The 17,020-nt window shown below is 70.4% G+C and carries 20 protein-coding genes; 16 read left to right on the top strand and 4 right to left on the bottom strand.

The genetic code is table 11. The features are described 5' to 3' along the window. Positions 1-220: 220 nt before the first annotated feature. Positions 221-1,588, bottom strand: coding sequence for a UDP-N-acetylmuramoyl-tripeptide--D-alanyl-D-alanine ligase (locus IG88_RS0107585; protein ID WP_031036449.1), 1,368 nt, complete (start codon positions 1,586-1,588; stop codon positions 221-223). Next, positions 1,585-2,226 (bottom strand): C39 family peptidase, encoded by a 642-nt coding sequence (locus IG88_RS0107580; RefSeq protein WP_031036446.1) that lies wholly within the window; start codon positions 2,224-2,226, stop codon positions 1,585-1,587. Before IG88_RS0107580 ends, IG88_RS0107585 begins: the two co-directional genes overlap by 4 nt. A 229-nt stretch (positions 2,227-2,455) precedes the next feature. On the opposite strand from IG88_RS0107580, the gene IG88_RS0107575 reads away from it, so the two are divergent. From IG88_RS0107575 to IG88_RS43280, 4 genes are all read left to right on the top strand, one after another. Continuing rightward, positions 2,456-3,298 (top strand): SDR family oxidoreductase, encoded by an 843-nt coding sequence (locus IG88_RS0107575; RefSeq protein WP_031036442.1) that lies wholly within the window; start codon positions 2,456-2,458, stop codon positions 3,296-3,298. A 214-nt stretch (positions 3,299-3,512) separates the two neighbouring features. Further along, entirely contained in the window at positions 3,513-4,406 is an 894-nt protein-coding gene (locus tag IG88_RS0107570) for a carbon-nitrogen hydrolase family protein (RefSeq protein WP_031036437.1), read from the top strand. 189 nt (positions 4,407-4,595) lie between these two features. Beyond that, positions 4,596-5,123: a GNAT family N-acetyltransferase gene (locus IG88_RS0107565; protein ID WP_051851810.1), complete on the top strand. Its 528-nt coding sequence runs from the start codon at positions 4,596-4,598 to the stop codon at positions 5,121-5,123. Between the two features lie 126 nt (positions 5,124-5,249). Next, on the top strand, positions 5,250-5,429 hold the full coding sequence (locus IG88_RS43280) for a hypothetical protein (RefSeq protein ID WP_158853810.1): 180 nt from the start codon (positions 5,250-5,252) through the stop codon (positions 5,427-5,429). 267 nt (positions 5,430-5,696) lie between these two features. Here IG88_RS43280 and IG88_RS0107555 read toward each other — a convergent pair whose 3' ends face one another. Both IG88_RS0107555 and IG88_RS0107550 read right to left on the bottom strand, forming a co-directional pair. Next, positions 5,697-5,933 carry a DUF397 domain-containing protein gene (locus IG88_RS0107555; protein ID WP_051851809.1) on the bottom strand — a complete coding sequence of 79 codons (237 nt, stop codon included), beginning with the start codon at positions 5,931-5,933 and terminating at the stop codon, positions 5,697-5,699. After that, a complete protein-coding gene (locus tag IG88_RS0107550) occupies positions 5,930-6,787 on the bottom strand; it encodes a helix-turn-helix domain-containing protein (protein WP_031036430.1) in 858 nt (285 codons plus the stop codon). Before IG88_RS0107550 ends, IG88_RS0107555 begins: the two co-directional genes overlap by 4 nt. Positions 6,788-7,033: 246 nt before the next feature. On the opposite strand from IG88_RS0107550, the gene IG88_RS0107545 reads away from it, so the two are divergent. The 12 genes from IG88_RS0107545 (at position 7,034) to IG88_RS0107490 (ending at position 16,935) form a co-directional block, all read left to right on the top strand. Then, a complete protein-coding gene (locus IG88_RS0107545; protein WP_158853807.1) occupies positions 7,034-7,411 on the top strand; it encodes an ATP-binding protein in 378 nt (125 codons plus the stop codon). Between the two features lie 230 nt (positions 7,412-7,641). Next, complete coding sequence (locus IG88_RS43730) at positions 7,642-8,379, top strand: hypothetical protein (RefSeq protein ID WP_199807424.1); 738 nt, start codon at positions 7,642-7,644, stop codon at positions 8,377-8,379. Between the two features lie 4 nt (positions 8,380-8,383). Then, positions 8,384-9,049 (top strand): dTMP kinase, encoded by a 666-nt coding sequence (locus IG88_RS0107535; RefSeq protein ID WP_031036409.1) that lies wholly within the window; start codon positions 8,384-8,386, stop codon positions 9,047-9,049. Then, the gene (locus tag IG88_RS0107530) at positions 9,046-9,921 is read left to right on the top strand and encodes an isocitrate lyase/phosphoenolpyruvate mutase family protein (RefSeq protein ID WP_234332054.1); all 876 of its coding nucleotides are present in this window, start codon (positions 9,046-9,048) and stop codon (positions 9,919-9,921) included. The genes IG88_RS0107535 and IG88_RS0107530 overlap by 4 nt, the downstream gene beginning before the upstream one ends. A gap of 115 nt (positions 9,922-10,036) precedes the next feature. After that, positions 10,037-10,507 carry an NUDIX domain-containing protein gene (locus IG88_RS0107525; protein WP_031036407.1) on the top strand — a complete coding sequence of 157 codons (471 nt, stop codon included), beginning with the start codon at positions 10,037-10,039 and terminating at the stop codon, positions 10,505-10,507. Between the two features lie 2 nt (positions 10,508-10,509). Then, the gene (locus tag IG88_RS0107520; RefSeq protein WP_031036402.1) at positions 10,510-11,199 is read left to right on the top strand and encodes a TylF/MycF/NovP-related O-methyltransferase; all 690 of its coding nucleotides are present in this window, start codon (positions 10,510-10,512) and stop codon (positions 11,197-11,199) included. Continuing rightward, a complete protein-coding gene (locus IG88_RS0107515; protein WP_051851807.1) occupies positions 11,196-12,140 on the top strand; it encodes an NAD(P)-dependent oxidoreductase in 945 nt (314 codons plus the stop codon). The genes IG88_RS0107520 and IG88_RS0107515 overlap by 4 nt, the downstream gene beginning before the upstream one ends. Next, positions 12,137-13,045, top strand: a complete 909-nt coding sequence (locus IG88_RS0107510) for a nucleotidyltransferase domain-containing protein (protein ID WP_031036396.1) — start codon at positions 12,137-12,139, stop codon at positions 13,043-13,045. Before IG88_RS0107515 ends, IG88_RS0107510 begins: the two co-directional genes overlap by 4 nt. Positions 13,046-13,080: 35 nt before the next feature. Then, positions 13,081-14,961 (top strand): radical SAM/SPASM domain-containing protein, encoded by a 1,881-nt coding sequence (locus IG88_RS0107505; RefSeq protein ID WP_063760589.1) that lies wholly within the window; start codon positions 13,081-13,083, stop codon positions 14,959-14,961. Further along, on the top strand, positions 14,958-15,671 hold the full coding sequence (locus IG88_RS0107500; protein WP_031036392.1) for a 2OG-Fe(II) oxygenase: 714 nt from the start codon (positions 14,958-14,960) through the stop codon (positions 15,669-15,671). The genes IG88_RS0107505 and IG88_RS0107500 overlap by 4 nt, the downstream gene beginning before the upstream one ends. Before the next feature lie 92 nt (positions 15,672-15,763). Continuing rightward, positions 15,764-15,931 (top strand): hypothetical protein, encoded by a 168-nt coding sequence (locus tag IG88_RS43275; RefSeq protein WP_158853804.1) that lies wholly within the window; start codon positions 15,764-15,766, stop codon positions 15,929-15,931. Positions 15,932-16,026: 95 nt separating this feature from the next. Further along, on the top strand, positions 16,027-16,935 hold the full coding sequence (locus IG88_RS0107490; RefSeq protein ID WP_051851806.1) for an HEXXH motif domain-containing protein: 909 nt from the start codon (positions 16,027-16,029) through the stop codon (positions 16,933-16,935). Positions 16,936-17,020 lie beyond the last annotated feature (85 nt).

Genomic DNA, 17,020 nt, shown 5'->3' with positions numbered 1-17,020 from the left:
GTGAACGTTGGCGGAACGTCGCCGGACGCTGTCCGGTTACCGCCCGGACACCCGTTCCCACAGGTGAAGAGGTAGAGGGACCCGAGCGGCCGTTCCGGCCCGGCGACCGCACTCACCCAAGAAGAACCGGCCTCGACACCGGCCACCCGTAGCGCCGAGCGGAGCCGGGGCCGGCGGCAGATAGCCATCCACAACGGGTGCCTCCGGCCCCTGTCGTAGATCAGACGGTGAGGAGCTGGTCGGCGACGGCGTCCAGCCCCAAGGCATGGGCACCCTTGACGAGCAGGACGTCGCCTGGGAGGAGGACGGCGCGGACGGCGGCGCTGACCGTGTCGGCGGTACGCCGGTCGGGGGCGGTGTGGGTGGCGGCGGTGTAGGCGTCGGCCAGGACGTCGGCGCCCTCTCCGCTGCCGACGACAAGGAGGTGGGCGAGGCCGGCCCGGGCGGCGGCGTCAGCGACGCGCCGGTGCCACTCGACGGAGGCGTCGCCGAGCTCGGCCATCTCGCCCAAAACCGCGATCCGTCGACGACCGCGCCCCACTTCGGCCAGGGCGTCGAGGGCGGCCAGGACGGACTCGGGGGAGGCGTTGAAGGCGTCGTTGATGACGGTGACACCGTCGGTGCGGGTGGTGACGGCCATGCGTCCTCCGGTGGCCATCCGTGCCTCGGACAGGGCCGTGGCGACGGTGTCGAAGGGCACGCCGGCGGCGAGCGCGGTCGCGGCGGCGGCCAGCGCGTTGGTGACGTTGTGCCGGCCGTAGACGGTGAGTTGGACGGCCGCGGTACGGCCCTGGTGGTGGAGGGTGAAGGTCGGACGGCCTTCGTCGGTGGTGATGTCGGTGGCGCGCACGTCGGCGCCCTCGTCGGTTCCGAAGGTGAGGATCTGGCCGTCGTGTTCCCGGCGCATGGCGGCCACGAGCGGGTCGTCGGCGTTGAGGACGGCCGTGCCGGTCGCGGGGAGGGCGCGGACGATCTCGGCCTTGGCCTCCGCGATGGCCTCACGGGAGCCGAACTCCCCGACGTGCGCGGAACCGATGCCCAGGACGGTGGAGATCCCGGGGCGGGCGATGTCGCACAGGGCCTGGATGTGGCCCTTGCCGCGCGCGCCCATCTCCAGCACGAGGTACCGGGTATCGGGCCGGACGGAGCTCACGGTGACGGGGAAGCCGATCTCGTTGTTGAAGGAGGCCCGGTTGGCGACGGTGGGGGCGTGAGCGGCCAGGACGTGGGCGAGGAGGTCCTTGGTGGTGGTCTTGCCCGCCGAGCCGGTGATGCCGATGGTGACGCCGTCGTAGCGCTGGTGGACGGCGCGGGCGAGGTCGGACATGGCGGTCAGGACGTCGGGGACAAGGACTGCCGGGACGTGCACTGGGCGCTGGGCGAGCGCGGCGACGGCTCCCTGCTCGACGGCGAGGGCGGCGAAGTCGTGGCCGTCGACCAGAGTGCCGGTGAGGCAGGCGAACAGGGCGCCGGGGGCGGGATGGCGGGAGTCGAACGCGAGCGGCGCGTCGACGACGGGGGTGCCGTCGGTGGTGTCGAGTACGCCCCCGGTGGCGGCGGCGATCTCGGCGAGGGTCATGGGGATCATCGGACCGGCTCCTCGGTGTGCGACAGGACGATGCCCCGGCGGGCGTAGAAGCGGGGCAGGTCGGCCCAGGGGACGCGGTGGGCGCGCTGGCTGTGGCCGGGAAGGCCGCTAGGGTTGTTGATGCTCAGGGCCGTCTTGTCAGCGCCGACGGCAAGGACGAGGTGGCCGCCCCGTGAGGCGGGGTGCGGGGCGAGTGTCCGGATCGTCTTGTGGACCGAGATGACGACGAGGGAACCGGCGTGAAGGGCGTCGGCGATCTGCGTCTCTTCCAGGTCGGTGTGGACGGTGGCGCTGATCGCAGGCCATCGGCGGGTGACGTACGCGGCGAAGGGCCGGTAGATCAGACCCGCCACGGTGTCGTCGGCGCGTACGTAGGCCCCGGCCTCGCACAGGTCAGTCACGAGCGGCATGACGGGCGGGACCTGCTCACCGAAGTAGTCCAGGGCCATGCGCAGGCAGGCGATGCCGCAGGTGCGGTCGGCCCAGAACGCGTACTCGTCAGGGTCGGCGGCGCCGGACTTCTGCCACAGTGGGTCGTCACGGACCGATCTCGTCCCGGCGATGAACTCCGGGACAAGATCGGGTGATTCCCACTGCGAGTAGTAGGGGACCTGGTGCAGCGTCGATCGGTCGGGCATACCCGTCAGTGTCACCCGCAGCACGTCGGGAGACTGGTTGAACGCGCTGTCGACAGGCCAGTCAGCCGGAAGGCAACCCGCGCGTGCGCGGTCTCCACGCCTCTACTTGCGCCTCTGGGCCATGGACCGCCCCCGTCTCCCGACTCGGCCGAGTCATCCGGCTTCAGAGGTCAGCGGATCCCGCCAAAGCCGCTCTGGGCGGCACCCGTCGCCCGTAACGTGAGGCGGCATGACTGTGCTGATCATCGGCGGCAGCGGCTTCCTGGGTGCCGAGCTGGTACGCCAGGCAGTGTCCGCGGGCCGGCGCCCGGCCGCCACCTTCCACTCCCGCCCCGGCAGCGACGACGGAGCGGCATGGCATCACCTCGACCTCCGTGACCCCGCCCGCCTGGAGGAGGTCCTCGACACAGTGGCTCCGGCCGCGGTGATCAACGCGACGAGCGGCGGAGCGGACTGGGCGGTCACCGCCGAAGGCGGCATCCGCCTCGGCCAAGCCGCAGCCGAGCGCAGCATCCGCCTGGTACACGTCTCCAGTGACGCGATCTTCTCCGGCACGGGCCGCCACCGGTACGACGAGTCCTGCCTCCCGGATCCGCTCACCCCGTACGGGGCCGCGAAGGCAGCCGCCGAGACCGCCGTCCGCCTCCTATGCCCCGGCGCCGTCGTCGCCCGCACCTCCCTGATCATCGGTGACGGCCGGTCCGAGCACGAGCAGTTGGTGCACGCGCTGGCCACCGGCAGCCGACAGGGTGCCCTGTTCACCGACGACGTTCGCTGCCCCGTCCACGTGACGGACTTGGCCGCCGCCCTGTGGGAGATCACCCGATCCGACGCCGCCAGCGTCTTCCACCTGGCTGGCCCCGACGCCCTGAGCCGTTACGAGCTGGGCGAGCTCATCGCCCGCCGCGACGGCCTTCAGCCCGCCCGGCTGCCCTCGGCGCGCCGCTCGGACACGGGACTGCCTGGCGGGCTCGACGTACGACTCGACAACCGCGCCACCCAGCAGAAGCTGCGCACCCGGCTCCGCGGCGCCCGCGAGTTCCTGAGCGAGAGCAGCCCGGAGCAGACCTGACGGGCGTGCCTTCCGGCGCTGCGAAGAGGGCGCGGGCCCCTACGAGGCGGTCTTTCAGCGGCTGCGCGAGAGGACGAACGCGGGCCAGCCCTCACCATGATCGGCGATCCAGCCCGCCGGTCACGGCCGGCGAACCGGACAGGAACCACGCGGATCCGGCCGGGCTCACCGGACCTTCAGGCCACAAGGGCGAAGATGCCGTAGCGTCCGCGCCATGGCGAGGACATTGCGGCTGGCTGTCGCGCAGAGCACTGTGCCGGAGGATCCCACCGACCGAGGCGCGCTGCGAGCAGCCGGGCAGGAGATCCGGGCCCTGATGGCTGAAGCCGCCGACGCAGGCGCGCGCCTGGTGCAGTTCCCCGAGGGAGCGATCACCTACCCCAGCAAGCACGTGATGGCGGCCGGCCCCGATGGCGAGTTGGCCCCGGCCGACTGGAGTCGTGCCGCCTGGGACGTACTGCGCGAGGAAGCCGAGTCGATCGCCGCGCTGGCGGGAGAACTACGGCTGTGGACGGCGTTCGGGTCGATCCACCCGCTCACACCGCCGAACCGGCCCCATAACAGCCTCTTCATCGTCTCCGACCGCGGCGAGCTAGTCGCGCGCTACGACAAGCGCTTCCTGTCGCACACCGAGGTCTCCTACCTGTACACCCCGGGGCGCGAGCCTGTGGTTTTCGAGGTGGACGGAATCCGCATCGGCTGCGCGCTATGCGTCGAGGCGAATTTTCCGCCGCTCTTCGCCGAGTATGAACGCCTGGACGTCGACTGTGTCCTGCTTTCCGTGATGGTCGACGACGCGCCGCGGGCGCGGATCGCCCAAGCCTACGGAACTCTTTACAGCTACTGGCTCGGCTACTCCATCCCGGCCCAGTTCAGCACCACGGTGCCGTCCGGAATCGTGGCACCCGGCGGCCGGTGGCTAGCGCAGTGCCCCGCCGATGGACAACCCGCTCTGGCGGTCGCGGACATCAACCTTGACTCGACCGACTCGGACATCGACGTGGCTCTCCGCTACGCCCGTCCCTGGCGCCGTGCGGCACAGAACGGGCTCTACGACGACCATTTTGTATCCGGGGACCCGCGAAGCGACACCCACACCGCCTTCTGAGACCGCCGCCCTTTCCTCGAGAGCCTCTCGGTGCTGCACCGGGCCACGGCCGTCCGCGATCACCGCGCTGACCACCACCCTCCCGCAAGGTCAGCCCACCCGATGTCGCACGCTCCTCACCGGAGTCCGCACAGCCGCCGGCCGAAGACTGCGCGCCGCCGGACGCCTCCGCACGGCACGATCGACACCATGACCTCGCTGCTCCAGGCCGACCACGAATGGACGCTCACCGCCGTCCCCTACGGCAGCCCCGACGCCCGCGCCCTCGCCCAAGCCCTTTACCAAGAGCAGCTGGCCACCTACGGCACCGCCGACGACCCCGAAGCCACCGAGAGCGCGGAATTCGACGCCCCCAACGGCCTGTTCCTCCTCGCCCGGCTCGGGGACGGACCAGCACTGGCCTGCGGGGGTTGGCGCACCCTCAACACGGCTGCCGCCGAGATCAAACGGATGTACGTCGCGCCGCCCGCGCGCGGGCAGGGACTCGGGCGCCGGATCCTCGCCGCTCTGGAACAGGACGTGCTCGGCCGCGGCCCCACCGAGATCCTGCTCGAAACCGGCATACGCAACGTCGCCGCACTCGGTCTGTACACCGCATGCGGCTACGAGCCGATCCGCTCGTACGTCCCCGGCCGCAACCCTGAGATCAACCGGGCACTGAGAAAGGTCATCCGGCAGCAGCCGGCATCCCAACCCCACACCAGCCTGCCCATATAGCCCGTCTCAGGCCCAGGCCCAGGGCCATGGCCGTCTGCTCACCACCAAGACCAAACGGCCACGCCTCGACCGCGAGGCACAGGCGTGGCTGGCCGCAGCGCTTTCTGTCGCATACGGCTTACTCTCATGGGCCGCCGAGTGGAGGCGCAGCGCGTATTCCCTGGCCTGTTCCAGGTGCTGGCCAGGCTCATGGAGGAGGACGAACCTGCGGCGCTCCCCGAGCCGATGCCGGCGTACCTCGCGGTCGCGCTGCAGCACATCGCCGACGGCAGCCCCTGCAGCCAGTACGCGTGTCCCTCGGCGTAGTGCCGAGGGCTCTTTCGCGGACGTGGTGAGGTCGTCGGTGACTGCTGAGGCCGGTATGGCTGCTCAGTCCCGCCTTGCCGCCGTGGGCGACGTTTCGTATCTCGACTGCTCCTTCAAGGGGCGAGGTTGGCGCGATGAGTTCACGCTGGGCGCTGGACCCCGTGGCAGGCGTGGATCTTGCCGGAGAGGAGTTTGGCGGGGGCACGGTTACGAGCCGTGCCCCCGCGTAGTTGAAGAGCTTGAAGGAGTCTTCGCTGGCAAAGCGGTTCAGGGGCGGCGGAGTTCGCCATTCTGGATGCCGCTGACGAAGGCGTCGTACTCGGAGTCCGTGAACAGGTGCGGGGCCTTGTCGGGGTTCTTGGAATCACGCAGGGCCACGATGTCTTGGTCGAGGAAGGCGACCTCAACGCAGTTGGTGCCGCCGCTGCTGGCGCTGCTGGTCAGCCACTGGGCGTCACGCAGCTGGGACTCTACCCACGCCGGGTCGAGTTCGTTCTTGTTCATGCAAGGTCCTTGGCAATGGTGGTGAGAAGTGGCAGCGACGCTTTCTGAGAGAGAGCGTCAGATTTGAGCAGGTCACTGGTGGTGCGGTAGATCTGCACAGTCTCCGGCTCATTGAGGTGGAGCGAGGCCCGCATGGACTCGATACACACCAGATCCCGCCCGGTTGGGAAGGACATGAGCATGAAGGGTCCGTCCATCCCAGCGTGCGCGCCGACCCGGTGCGGTAGGACCTGGATGGTGATGTTGGGCGCCGTGCGGGCGAGGTCGATCAGATGCTCTATCTGGGCGCGCATGACGGGTCGGCCGCCGACTTCCTGACGCAGGAGTCCTTCAGGAAGGACTGCCCAGATTCTCAGCGCCGGCTCGCGCTCCAGCATGTTCTTCTGGTGCTCCTGGCGCATGGACACGAAGCCGTCGATGTCCTCCGGAGTCTTCCAGGCCCGGCTGCCCTCGGTCACGGCCCTGGCGTACTCGGGGGTCTGGAGGAGCCCATGGATGGCAGCGGGGTTGAAGACGAACAGGTTGCTGGCAGCCTCCACAAGGGAGAGGTAGTCGCCGAGCGGGTCGTCGACAACGCCCTGGAATCGCTGCCACCAGTCAGCTTCCCCAGCCCGGCGGACCAGGTCGCGCAATTCCTCGCGCAGCGCGGGATCCGTGATCTCGTACACCTCGAAAAAGTGCGGTAGCTGCTGGATCTTGAGACCCTGCACCCCCTTCTCGATCTTGCTGACCGTGGAGAAGGACCGGTAACCGAGGCGGCTCGCCGCCTCCTCCTGCGTCCAGCCCAAGGCTTCGCGGATGCGCCGGAGTTCAGCACCCAGGCGTCGGCGCCGAGGAGTCGGCTCGACCGGCATCCCCCACCTCCTCGTCAATATCGACGCCAGACTAGCGGCTGGGCCAGTTCGTGAATATGCCAAGTCCCCGAGAGGAATGACTTTCCTCAAGGACTGCTTGTCGAAAGGGCAGTTGGCCGTCATTATCGAAGCTCGCCCAGCGGACGGTAGCGCCACGGTCACACCGCGCCATCTCCGCCGTGGACGCGCGTGCCACCTGGAGGGTCAGTGCCTGTGATGGCGGTCAGCCCAGTTCGGCAGCACCACATGGTGCTGCCCGCGATCGGCCCGGAGAACATGGAGAGCGTCCGGGAGATCGTTCGGATCCTGCTGCGGATGTGGCGCAAGAGCGAGCTGGAGTTCGTCACCGAGCTCGGCGTCACTGAGCTGCTGACGAACGTCCTGAAGCACACGCCGGGCGACTGTGAGCTGTTGGTGCGCGAAACGCCGGACGGCGTCCTGATCAGCGTCACCGACTTCGAAGACGCGCTGCCGGCCGTGAAAGATCCTGACGACGATGCCGAGGGCGGCCGCGGCCTGTTCCTGCTGTCCTGCCTGGCCGACGAGCTGCAGACTCAGCCCCTGCTGCACGGGAAGCAGGTCTGGTTCCGGATTAGCCATGCCGCTGACCGGGAGGAAAGGTGATGACGGTCGCCGACACGGTGGCTTTTGAGTCATCTTCCCGGTTCCGCGTAATAGTTCGAGCGCTCTTGTGCTTCGGTGGCGGCCTGCTGAGAGATCTAAACTCGGGGTCGTTTGCCCGGTTTCGGTGGTCGGCCGCCCAGGCTGCATACGGCCGTGCGCGGTGCGCCGTGAGCCTGCCGCCTGCGCCATCTCCTGGTGATCCTCTGCCCCTGCCCGACGAAGGAGCCCGTGTGTCCCTCTCTCCACCCTGCCCGAACGTGCACGCGTCCTGGGAGGCGCTTGCCGACGGACTGCAGGTCCAGCGCCTGGTCCTGCACCTGCCGCAGCTGCGCGAACAGCTCCTCACCCCGCCCAGTAACGTCGCTCTGTTCGCGCAGACCCCGCCGAGCGCGCTGACAGCGCGCCCCGCCCCGCTCGCGGAACCGTCGGTCAAGGCCGTGATCGACCAGGTCGGACTTCAGCACTGGCTGCGCCTGCCGGTCGAGTACGGAACGACCGATGCCGGGACGAGCCCCTTGGCCGCGAGCGCCGACCAGGTCGCAGACACCCTGGTCGAGGGCGTCACCGATCCGGTAGTCCGCTCTGCGGTGGCCGCCGTGTGCACTGCGTCGGCCTGGTGGGTGGGCGCGTTCGCGGTCATCCGCCACCTCGGCGTCCACCACACCTCCCTCCAGCCCGTCGAGTCCGCGATCGTCCTGGAGACGCTGCAGAGCGCGACGAGCATCGTGGCACTCGGCACTGCCCAGCGGATCCTTGCTGGGCATGTGCAGACCGGGGTGGCGGACGAGGCCGTACGCATGGCTTATTGCCGCGCGATCACCGAGAGCGTCGTCATCGAGAATCGGCTTCCCGAGCTGCTGGAGGAACTGGGCGAGCTGCGGCTGGTCGACCTGGTGTCGACGTCGATGCCGTGGCGCGGCCGGTTCACGAAGTACGCCGGGGGCACCGGTGCCGGGCAGGTGGAGTAAGCCGATGGACCGCTATCCCTTCATCGTCGTCGAGGGCCTGGACGGCACGGGCAAGACGACTCTGCGAAAGGGTTTGTTCCGCCTCTTCGAGGGCCTGTTCCGCGTCACGCCGCTCGCCGTGCTGACAACCAACTTCCTCAACCCAGATGTCGCGCTGGACCTGGTGGAGGGCAAGTACCAGCCCACCGGGGAGAATCGGGACCGCTACCTGGCGGCGCTCGCCGCAGACAAGAAAGCCACCGCCGAACGGTTGATCACCCCCTGCCTGCCGGCCCGCCCGGTCATCGCGGACCGGTGGCTGCTGTCCGAGCTGGCCTTCTTCATGGTCAAGCACGACCGCGCCCCGAAGGAGACGTACGCACAACTCACCGAGCAGCTCAACCTGGTCCCCGACCTCACGCTCGTCCTGGACATCACACCTGAGATCGCGATGGAACGGGCTGCCGACCGCTCCGGGGACGCCACTCGCCCCGACTGGGACGTGATGGAGGTTCAGGCCAGGGTCCGGGAGGTCTATCAGTCCGTGGCCGACGCTCCGGCCGCGTTCCCCGCCTTGGGAAAGGTCACCCGGATCAACGCCGCGCAGGACCGCGCCACCGTTTTGCACACCGCTTGGAAGGCCCTGGCCCAGCGCGGCCTGCTGCCCGACCTTGAAGGAGCCGCGTCGTGACCACTCCCACCAAGGCTGGCATAGCCCCGCTCGTGACGCGGCTTGCTGCCGCAGCGGACGCCCGCCGCCCGCTGCGGGCGATCGGCGCTGCGAACGCGGTGGCCGCCAAGGTCGCCGTGGAGACTGGCTTCGACGCCCTGTGGGTGTCCGGCCTGGAGGTCTCCACGGCCCTTGGGCTGCCGGACGAGAACGTGCTGGGGCCGCGCGACCTGGCCGACACCGTCCTCGCCCTCACGCGTACGGCGGCGCTGCCGGTGATCGTGGACATCGACAACGCCGGCGGCACCCCGGCCGCGGCCCGCCGGTTCGCCGGCGACCTCACTCGCGCCGGGGCCGCCGCCCTCTGCCTGGAGGACAGTGCCTACCCCAAGGTCAACTCCTTCGCCCTGCACCGCAGCCAGGCGCTCGCTGACATCGAGACGGTGGCCGAACAGATCGCCGCGATGCGCGACGCCGTCGGCACCCGGGTGGCCTTGATCGCGAGGACCGAGGCCCTGATCTGCGGGGCAAGCATGACCGAGGCAGTGGGGCGGGCTAAAGCGTACGCGGCCGATGGTGCGGACGCGGTGCTCATCCACTCCAAGGACCCCACCGGGCAGCAGGCCCTGGCCACGGCCGCCGCTTGGACGGGCGCGGTGCCGCTGGTGACCGTACCCACCGCGTTTGCGCACCTGTCTCCGGACGAGCTCGGCGCGGCCGGATTCGCCCTGGCCATCTACGCCAACCAGCTGTCGCGCGCCGCGCTTGCCGCTATGCGGAGCGTCGCAGCGTCCTTCCAGGCCACCGGCTCCTTCACCGCCGGCGGGACGTCACTGTCCGATGTCGCCGACCTCCTCCAGATCGCCGACCCGACCGCCCGCGCCTGCCTGTAGAAGGCACTCGACCCTGCTGCTCCACCAGGCTCCGCTCTGCTCCAACCCCGCACCACCAGCATCCGCCGGCCAGTCGGCCGCAGCGGGCTCGACGAGGGAAGGAACACACCGCGCCATGGCACCTCTGCCCCGCATCAGCGTGTCGGTCAAGGCCGCGATCGTCCACCAGGGCCGCATCCTGCTCATGTCGTACGACGACCACTCCGGCTTCCACTACAACCTGCCCGGCGGTAAGGCGAAAGAGGGCGAGCCGTTGCGCGACGCGGTCGTGCGCAAGGTCAAGGAGGAGACCGGCCTGCGGGTCCGCACCTCGCGCCTGCTGTTCGTCGTCGAGTACGTCCCCGAGCAGTACAACGACGAATTCGGCACCGTCCACAAGACCCAGCACAACTTCCTCGCCGAACTCCTCGACGAGGACACCGAGCCGCGCAAGTCCAACCCGCCCGACCCCATTCAGGTCGGCTTCGAGTGGGTGCCGCTTGCGGAGCTCGGTGGCAAGTACCTGCTGCCGCGGGTCAACCAGCAGCTCCTCGACGCCCTCGCCGGGAACCCGGCCGACCGTGACGTCCTCGTGGACCGGTGGTGACCATGCACCCCCGCCCCTCCACCGTGCTGAGCCTGGCCGAACTCCACGACTGGCTCCTTCAGCACCACAGCGACACCGTGGACGCCGATCGCCTGCCCGCCATCCGCACGGAACTCGAGCACCTCGCCACCCGGCAGGTGCCCGGCGCCGTGGTGGAACTCGGCTGCTACCAGGGCGCCATGGCACTGTGGATGCGCGCCGTCCTGGACGCCACCGGACAGCACCGGCGCCGCGTCCACGTCTACGACTCCTTCAAGGGCCTGCCCGAACGCGGGACGAAGGACCCGGACCTGTTCGAGGCCGGCTACCTGCGCGCCGAGCCGGAACAGGTGCTCGCCCTCCATGACCGCTGGGGCCGCACCCCGCCGACGATCCACCCCGGCTGGTTCGCCGACACCCTCCCCGACCAGCTCCCCGACCAGATCGCCTTCGCCTACCTGGACGGCGACTACTACGACTCCATCCACACCTGCCTGACCGCGTGCGTCCCCCGCATGGCCCCCGGCGGCACGCTGATCGTCGACGACTACGCCGACCTGGAGGCGAACCCGAAGGCATGGAACGGGCTGCCCGGCGTCAAGGCAGCCTGCGAGGACTACTTCCGCGCCCCTTCACCGCTTCAGGTCATCGCCGGCGCCGGAGACCTCGCCTTCGGCCGCTACACCGCGCCGGCCGCCGGGACCGGGCAGTGAGCGGCGTACGCGGGGCGCCGCTGATCGTCAGCGTGCGGGGATCCGCCGACACCGCGCTGCTGCAGCAGCACCTCCCCGCCGCCACGATCCGGGAGATCACCACGCTCGCTACTGCGGATCCGAAGCTCGCCGCCCAGGCTGAGGTACTGGTGCTGCGTTCGGGGCATCAGCTGGACGCCGAGCGCCTGAGCCAGTGGCCGGCGCTGCGGCACCTGATCCGGGCTGGGTCCGGGCTGGACGGCATCGATGTCGATGCCCTGACCGCGCAGGGCGTCACCGTGTACCGCAACCCGGAGCCGGCTGCCGCCGCAGTCGCTGAATGGGCTCTGGCCGCACTGCTCGCGCTCGCTCGCCGGATGCCGTACGGGCACGCTGCCCTGTTCCAGGGGCGGCACGTCAAACAGCACTGCCTCGCCCCGCCCGTCTCCCGGATGCGACTGGCGATCTGGGGCGCCGGACCGGTCGGCCGGGCCTGTGGGCGCGTCCTGGGCCCGCACGTCGCGGAAGTCGCCTTCGCGGCCCGGCCCAGCCTGCCGGACGCCCTGCCCTCGCGGCCCGGACGCGACCTGCCTGCCTGGGCGGACGCCCACGTCGTGGCACTCCCGCTCACTCACGAGAACCGAGGCCGGTTCGGGGCTGAGTTCCTCTCCACGGCACGGCAACGGCGTCCGCTGCTGCTCTGCGTCGGCCGTCTCGGCACGCTCGACGTCGGTGCCTGTCTGCGCGCACTCGCCGACAGCCAGCTCGGCGGTCTCGCCCTCGACCCTGTCGAGGAAACGGATCTGCCGCTGTGGCCGGACACCATGGTGCCCGGGCCGCTGAACCTGATCGCCACTCCGCACATCGGTGCCCAGCGAAGCGACGTCCGCGCCCGCCTCGACGCCTGGGTCGCCACGACCGCCGCCAGTGTCCTGACCCGTGCAGAGAGGGCGGCCCGATGACCTCCACACCGTGGTTGGATGCGCGGCTGAAGGTAGCCGAGCACGCCGCTGCTGCGCTGGCCGACGAGTACGCCGGCGCCAAGGTGTGGCTGGTGGGCGCGCTCGCCGAAGGTCTGGCCCACCAGCACAGTGACGTGGATCTGCTCCTGATCACCCCAGGGCCCGTCCCCGGGCCGGGATCGCGACTCATCCACGGCGTCCGTGTCGACGTACGGGCGGTGCGTGAGAGCACTGTGCACGACTGGCGCACGCTGCTCGACCAGTTCAGCGTGACCCGCGACGACATCGCCACCTTCCGCATCGTCCGAGCCCGGCTCAGCGACCTCACCCTGCTGCGCACGGCCCGTCCGCTCACCCTGGTGCCGGACCATACAGAGGTCCTGGTGTCCGAGCAGCGGGCCGTCTATCAACGGTGGGCCCTCGCGGACCGGTGCGAGATGGCGGCGAGCCTGGCCGAGGACCTGCTCGGCTTGGCCCAGGCAGGCCTGTACCCGCACGCCGACCTGGTGTGGGACCAGCTCGCCCGCGTCGTCGCCCAGACCGAGGCCGTCGCCGGCGGCGCCCCGCTGCTCGGCGAAAAGTGGCTGCCCAGCCTGCTGAGCCAAGGCGACGCTGATCGGTTCACGCCCGTGCCCGCACTGCCCGAGCCGCGGTGGCTGAGCGCCGCCGCGCACAGTCCCTTCTTCGCCTCCGTCCAGGCCCGCCTCGCCCATGCCCTGCTCGCGCTCTGGCCCACCGATGCCAAACCGGAGCCGGTCGACGAGGCGGGGCTCGGCGGCTTCGGCTGGCTGCCTCAGCGATACAGCGACGGCTGGTTCCTGCGCCGTGGCGACGACCGTGTCCCGCTCACCGACGGCCAGATGCGCGCCTGGCAGCGGTCCGCCGCGCGACGCGCCCGCGCCTGAGCCCATCCCGTCCATCTGCGACCGGGGAGGTCCCGATGCCCAGCACGCTCACCACCCCCACGACGACCGTCGGCGCCGAAGTGTGGCGGCCTCTGGAGGACACCGACCACGCCGCAGCGGTCTCCGTCGTCCTCAAGCTGCGCGGTGAGACCTGCGACGTCGACTGCCTGTACTGCTTCGAGAAGCGCAAACTCGCCCCCGGCGGCGCCCGGATTACCGTCAAGCACATACGCCGCCTCGGTGAGATCTTCGGCCAGCGGCCCCTCGCGATCGAACTGCACGGCGGGGAACCGCTGACCGTCGGCAGGGTCCCGATGGCCGCGCTTCTCGACGAACTCGCTGCCCAGCCCACCGTGCACCGCGTCCACCTGCAGACCAATGGCGTGCGGCTGGATGGCGAGTGGCTCGACCTGTTCGACGCCCACTACCCGGGCCTGCACATCGGCATCTCCATGGACGGCGACGAGCAGGGCAACTCCTGGCGCGTCGGCTACGACGGCACCGCGATCTACCCGCACATCGTGAACGCGTTGAATCTCCTGGCCGAGCGCGGACGCGCCTGCGGCATCGTCACCGTGGTCACCCCCGCCGTCCTGGGCCGCGCCGCGGAGGTCATCGACCACATCGCCTCCTTCGACGCGGTACGCGCCGTGCACCTCCTGCCCGCCTTCGACACCACCGTCACCGAGACGCTCAAGGCCACCGGGAGGCGTACCAGCCCCAGCCGCCGCCTCCAGGCCCGAGCGGTCCGTGCCGACGGCGCGGCCTGGGCGATCACTCCCGCGCAGTACACCGCCTTCGTCCTGGACGCCGCCGCCCACTGGATCGGCGCCGGCCACTTCCGGCGGATCAAGCTCGACCCGGTCGTCGCCGCGATTCGCCGCCTCAAAGGGCTGGACACCGCCCACTGCCACTTCGCCGCCCACAAGTGCTCCCACGTCTTTACCGCCTACCCCGACGGCCGCCTCGGCTCGTGCGACGAACTTCCCTGGCCCGAAGCCCATCTGATGCCGCTCGCCGCCGCCCACAGCGAGGCGGACGTCACCAGGGCCCAGCACGCCAATGGGCTGCTCACCGCCGGACGGGAGCTGATGACCAAGTGCGTCTCCTGCCCCTACCGGGCGGTCTGCGGCGGCGGCTGCACCGCGACCCGCTGGCGCATGCTGAAGGCGACCGGCAGCGACGACGCGTACTGCGACCACCGCGCCCGTCTCATCGACGGTACGGCGCACCTGCTCGCCGCCCCCGACCATCCGGCTGGCGCTCACTGCCTCCGTGCCCGCTGGCAGGCAGCCGTCCCGAACGTCATGGACGACCCGGACGACTTCCTCGCTCGCTGGGACGATCCGGCAGCTACCCGTTCCCCAGCCCAGCTTCGGACGAGCGACCACGGCAACATCAACACCGTCGGCCTGCCCGGTCAGCACGCAGCAGACGACCTCGACCCGCACCACCCCCTGTGGCGAGACGGCATCGAGGACAGGGCGTGGCCGCTGGTCGATACGATCACCCGCAGCTGGAAGGCCGTCACCTACGACTCCTGCCAGGGCCACGCCCACACCGGCACCGGCCTGGCCCCCTCCGCGTTCCGCGTCGGCTTGCTGCCGCGCACCCGCGCCGAGTACGCCGCGCTCGCCGCCCGGCTCTGCCACACGCTCGCCGCCGCCGACGGCTACCTGCCCGCCTCCATCACCGCGCACGTCGTACGCACCGACCTGACCAGCGCCCGCACAGGCCGCCGCCACCCGGCCCTCAACCTGAGCCTCACCCCGGCCCCCGGCAGCACGTGGACCGACTACTTCACCGGCCTCGACCAGGCCGTGCGCACCCTCACCCACGTCGCCCGCCACACCCCGGCGGCCACCGGATGCGCCTGCGCACTCCGCCCGCCCCGCCCCACCCGGGAGACACGATGATCCACATAGCGGAGACGCTCACCGTCTCCAGCATCGAGAACTTCCTGACCCCCGACGAGATCACCACCCTCATCACCGTCGTCGACGACACCCTCGGCGAAGACGGCGTCCTCCGCTTCGACACCGAGCGCACCACCACCCTGCACTCCATCCCCGGCCACACCAGCGAACAGGCCATGGCCGTCTACGAGCCCGCCGGCCGCCTCGAGATCCACCCCCCGCCCGAGGCCGCCGCCAAGATTCTCGCCCACGCCGTCGAGCGGGCGATGCCCGCACTGCGACGCGCTCTGCCCGCCCTGACGTCCTGCCGCGAATGGATGTACGTCGAGTACGCGCCCGGACAGCACATCACCCCGCACGTCGACGGCATCGCCCTCACCCCCACCGACCCCATCCGCCAGCTCGCCGGAATCAGCGTCGTAATCGAACACGCCTCGGACGGCGGGGAATTCTTCGTCGAGACCACCTCCCACCCCGCGCTGTGGAACGACCAGCACGGTGGTGACGGCTACCACCCGGCCATGGCGTTCACCCACGACGGCGCCGACCACTCCGCCGACTGGTTCCGCACCATGCCGCGCACCCGCTGGAACGTGCGCCCCGCACCCGGCACCGCGCTGCTGTACGGCTCCCAGGTCACCCACGGCACCGAACCGGTCCGCGCGGGGCGCGAACGCAAGTTCATCAGCTGGCTGATCAGCGAAGCCTGATCCGACCATGCCCCCGCCCATTCGCGGTCCGCCCCTCGGCGGTACGCCCCCGGCCAGTCCCCGCACTCCAGGAAGAAGAGGAAGAGATGGACATGACCGATGCGTGCGGCGAGTTCCTCGCCGCCGTGGACCAACTGCGCGACGACCACCCGGTGCGCCTGACCGCGCACACCTCCAGCGTCTCCGCCGATGCCTGGAGCACCCCGGACACCGGTGCCGAGCCGACCCCGGCCACCCCGGCGGCGGACAGCGCCAGCTGATCGGGCCGGCCACACGGCCTGCCTCACATCACAGACCCGGTGCCGGTGCCCCTGGGCCCGGCACCGGGCCCCGCAGCCAAGGAGCCTTCCCCGCCATGAACGACATCGCCGCCGCCCTCGACCTAGGCGCCATCGCCGCCCACCGCCACGACCGCGCTGCCGTCGTCTTGGAGCTGCTCCAACCCGGGCACACCCCGCTGCCGGGCGACAAGGCGCTTTCACTGGCCTATGCCGTGGCGCACCACCGTCTCGAAGGCGCCGAGAACGCCGCCCGCCGAGGCGACACAACCACGCTCGACTGGTACCAGAACACAGCCGGGTCCGCCCTGGCCTGCCTGGTCCACTCCTCCCGCCTCGGCCCACGCATCGTGATCGCCCCGACCGAGGACCAGATGATCTGTGGCCCGCACTCCGACACCCCGTACTACGTCCTCGGCCGAGACACGACCCGCGCCGCTGAGCCCCTGGCCGCGCTGACCGACGATGCCTTCGATCACATCGCCGCCACCGGCCTCGACGCGCTCGTCGAGGCGCACGCCGCCGTGATCTGCCTGACTGGCCGGCGCCGCCCCGACCAGACCTTGCGCAGCTTCGCGATCACCCGGCTCCCAGCGACTGTGTTCACCGACCACACCGACGACGCTGCTGTGCTGGGCCGCGACCTCGTCCACGAAGCCGCCCACAACTGGCTCAACGACGCCCTGGTCGCGCTCCGGGCCACCATCCCCGACGACAAGGTCTACTTCTCCCCGTGGCGCGGCACCGAGCGGCCCGCGTACGGGTTCCTCCACGCCTGCTTTGCCTTCCCCCTCACGATGATCTACGCCGCCCGGACGCGACCCGGCACCAGAGCCAGGCACGCCGCCCTCACCGACCACCTCCGCCAACAGCGCGCCCATTTGGCCACCGCCCAAGTCGACTTCAACCGCGCCGTGAAGTTGATTCCCGACCCCGGGCTGCGTGAACGGCTCGACACCGTCTTCCAGTACGCCCGCACGCTCTGAACCCCCCATGGATCCTCCCGCGGCCCGCGAAGCGCTTGCCCGGTCACGCCGATCCGCCCCAGCGGTCCCAGGCAACGTCAGTGAT

It is taken from the genome of Streptomyces sp. NRRL F-5650, assembly GCF_000721365.1.
GTDB lineage: Bacteria > Actinomycetota > Actinomycetes > Streptomycetales > Streptomycetaceae > Streptomyces > Streptomyces ardesiacus.
Note: the sequence above shows the minus strand (reverse complement) of the source record. Positions and strands in the feature narration are given on the sequence as shown.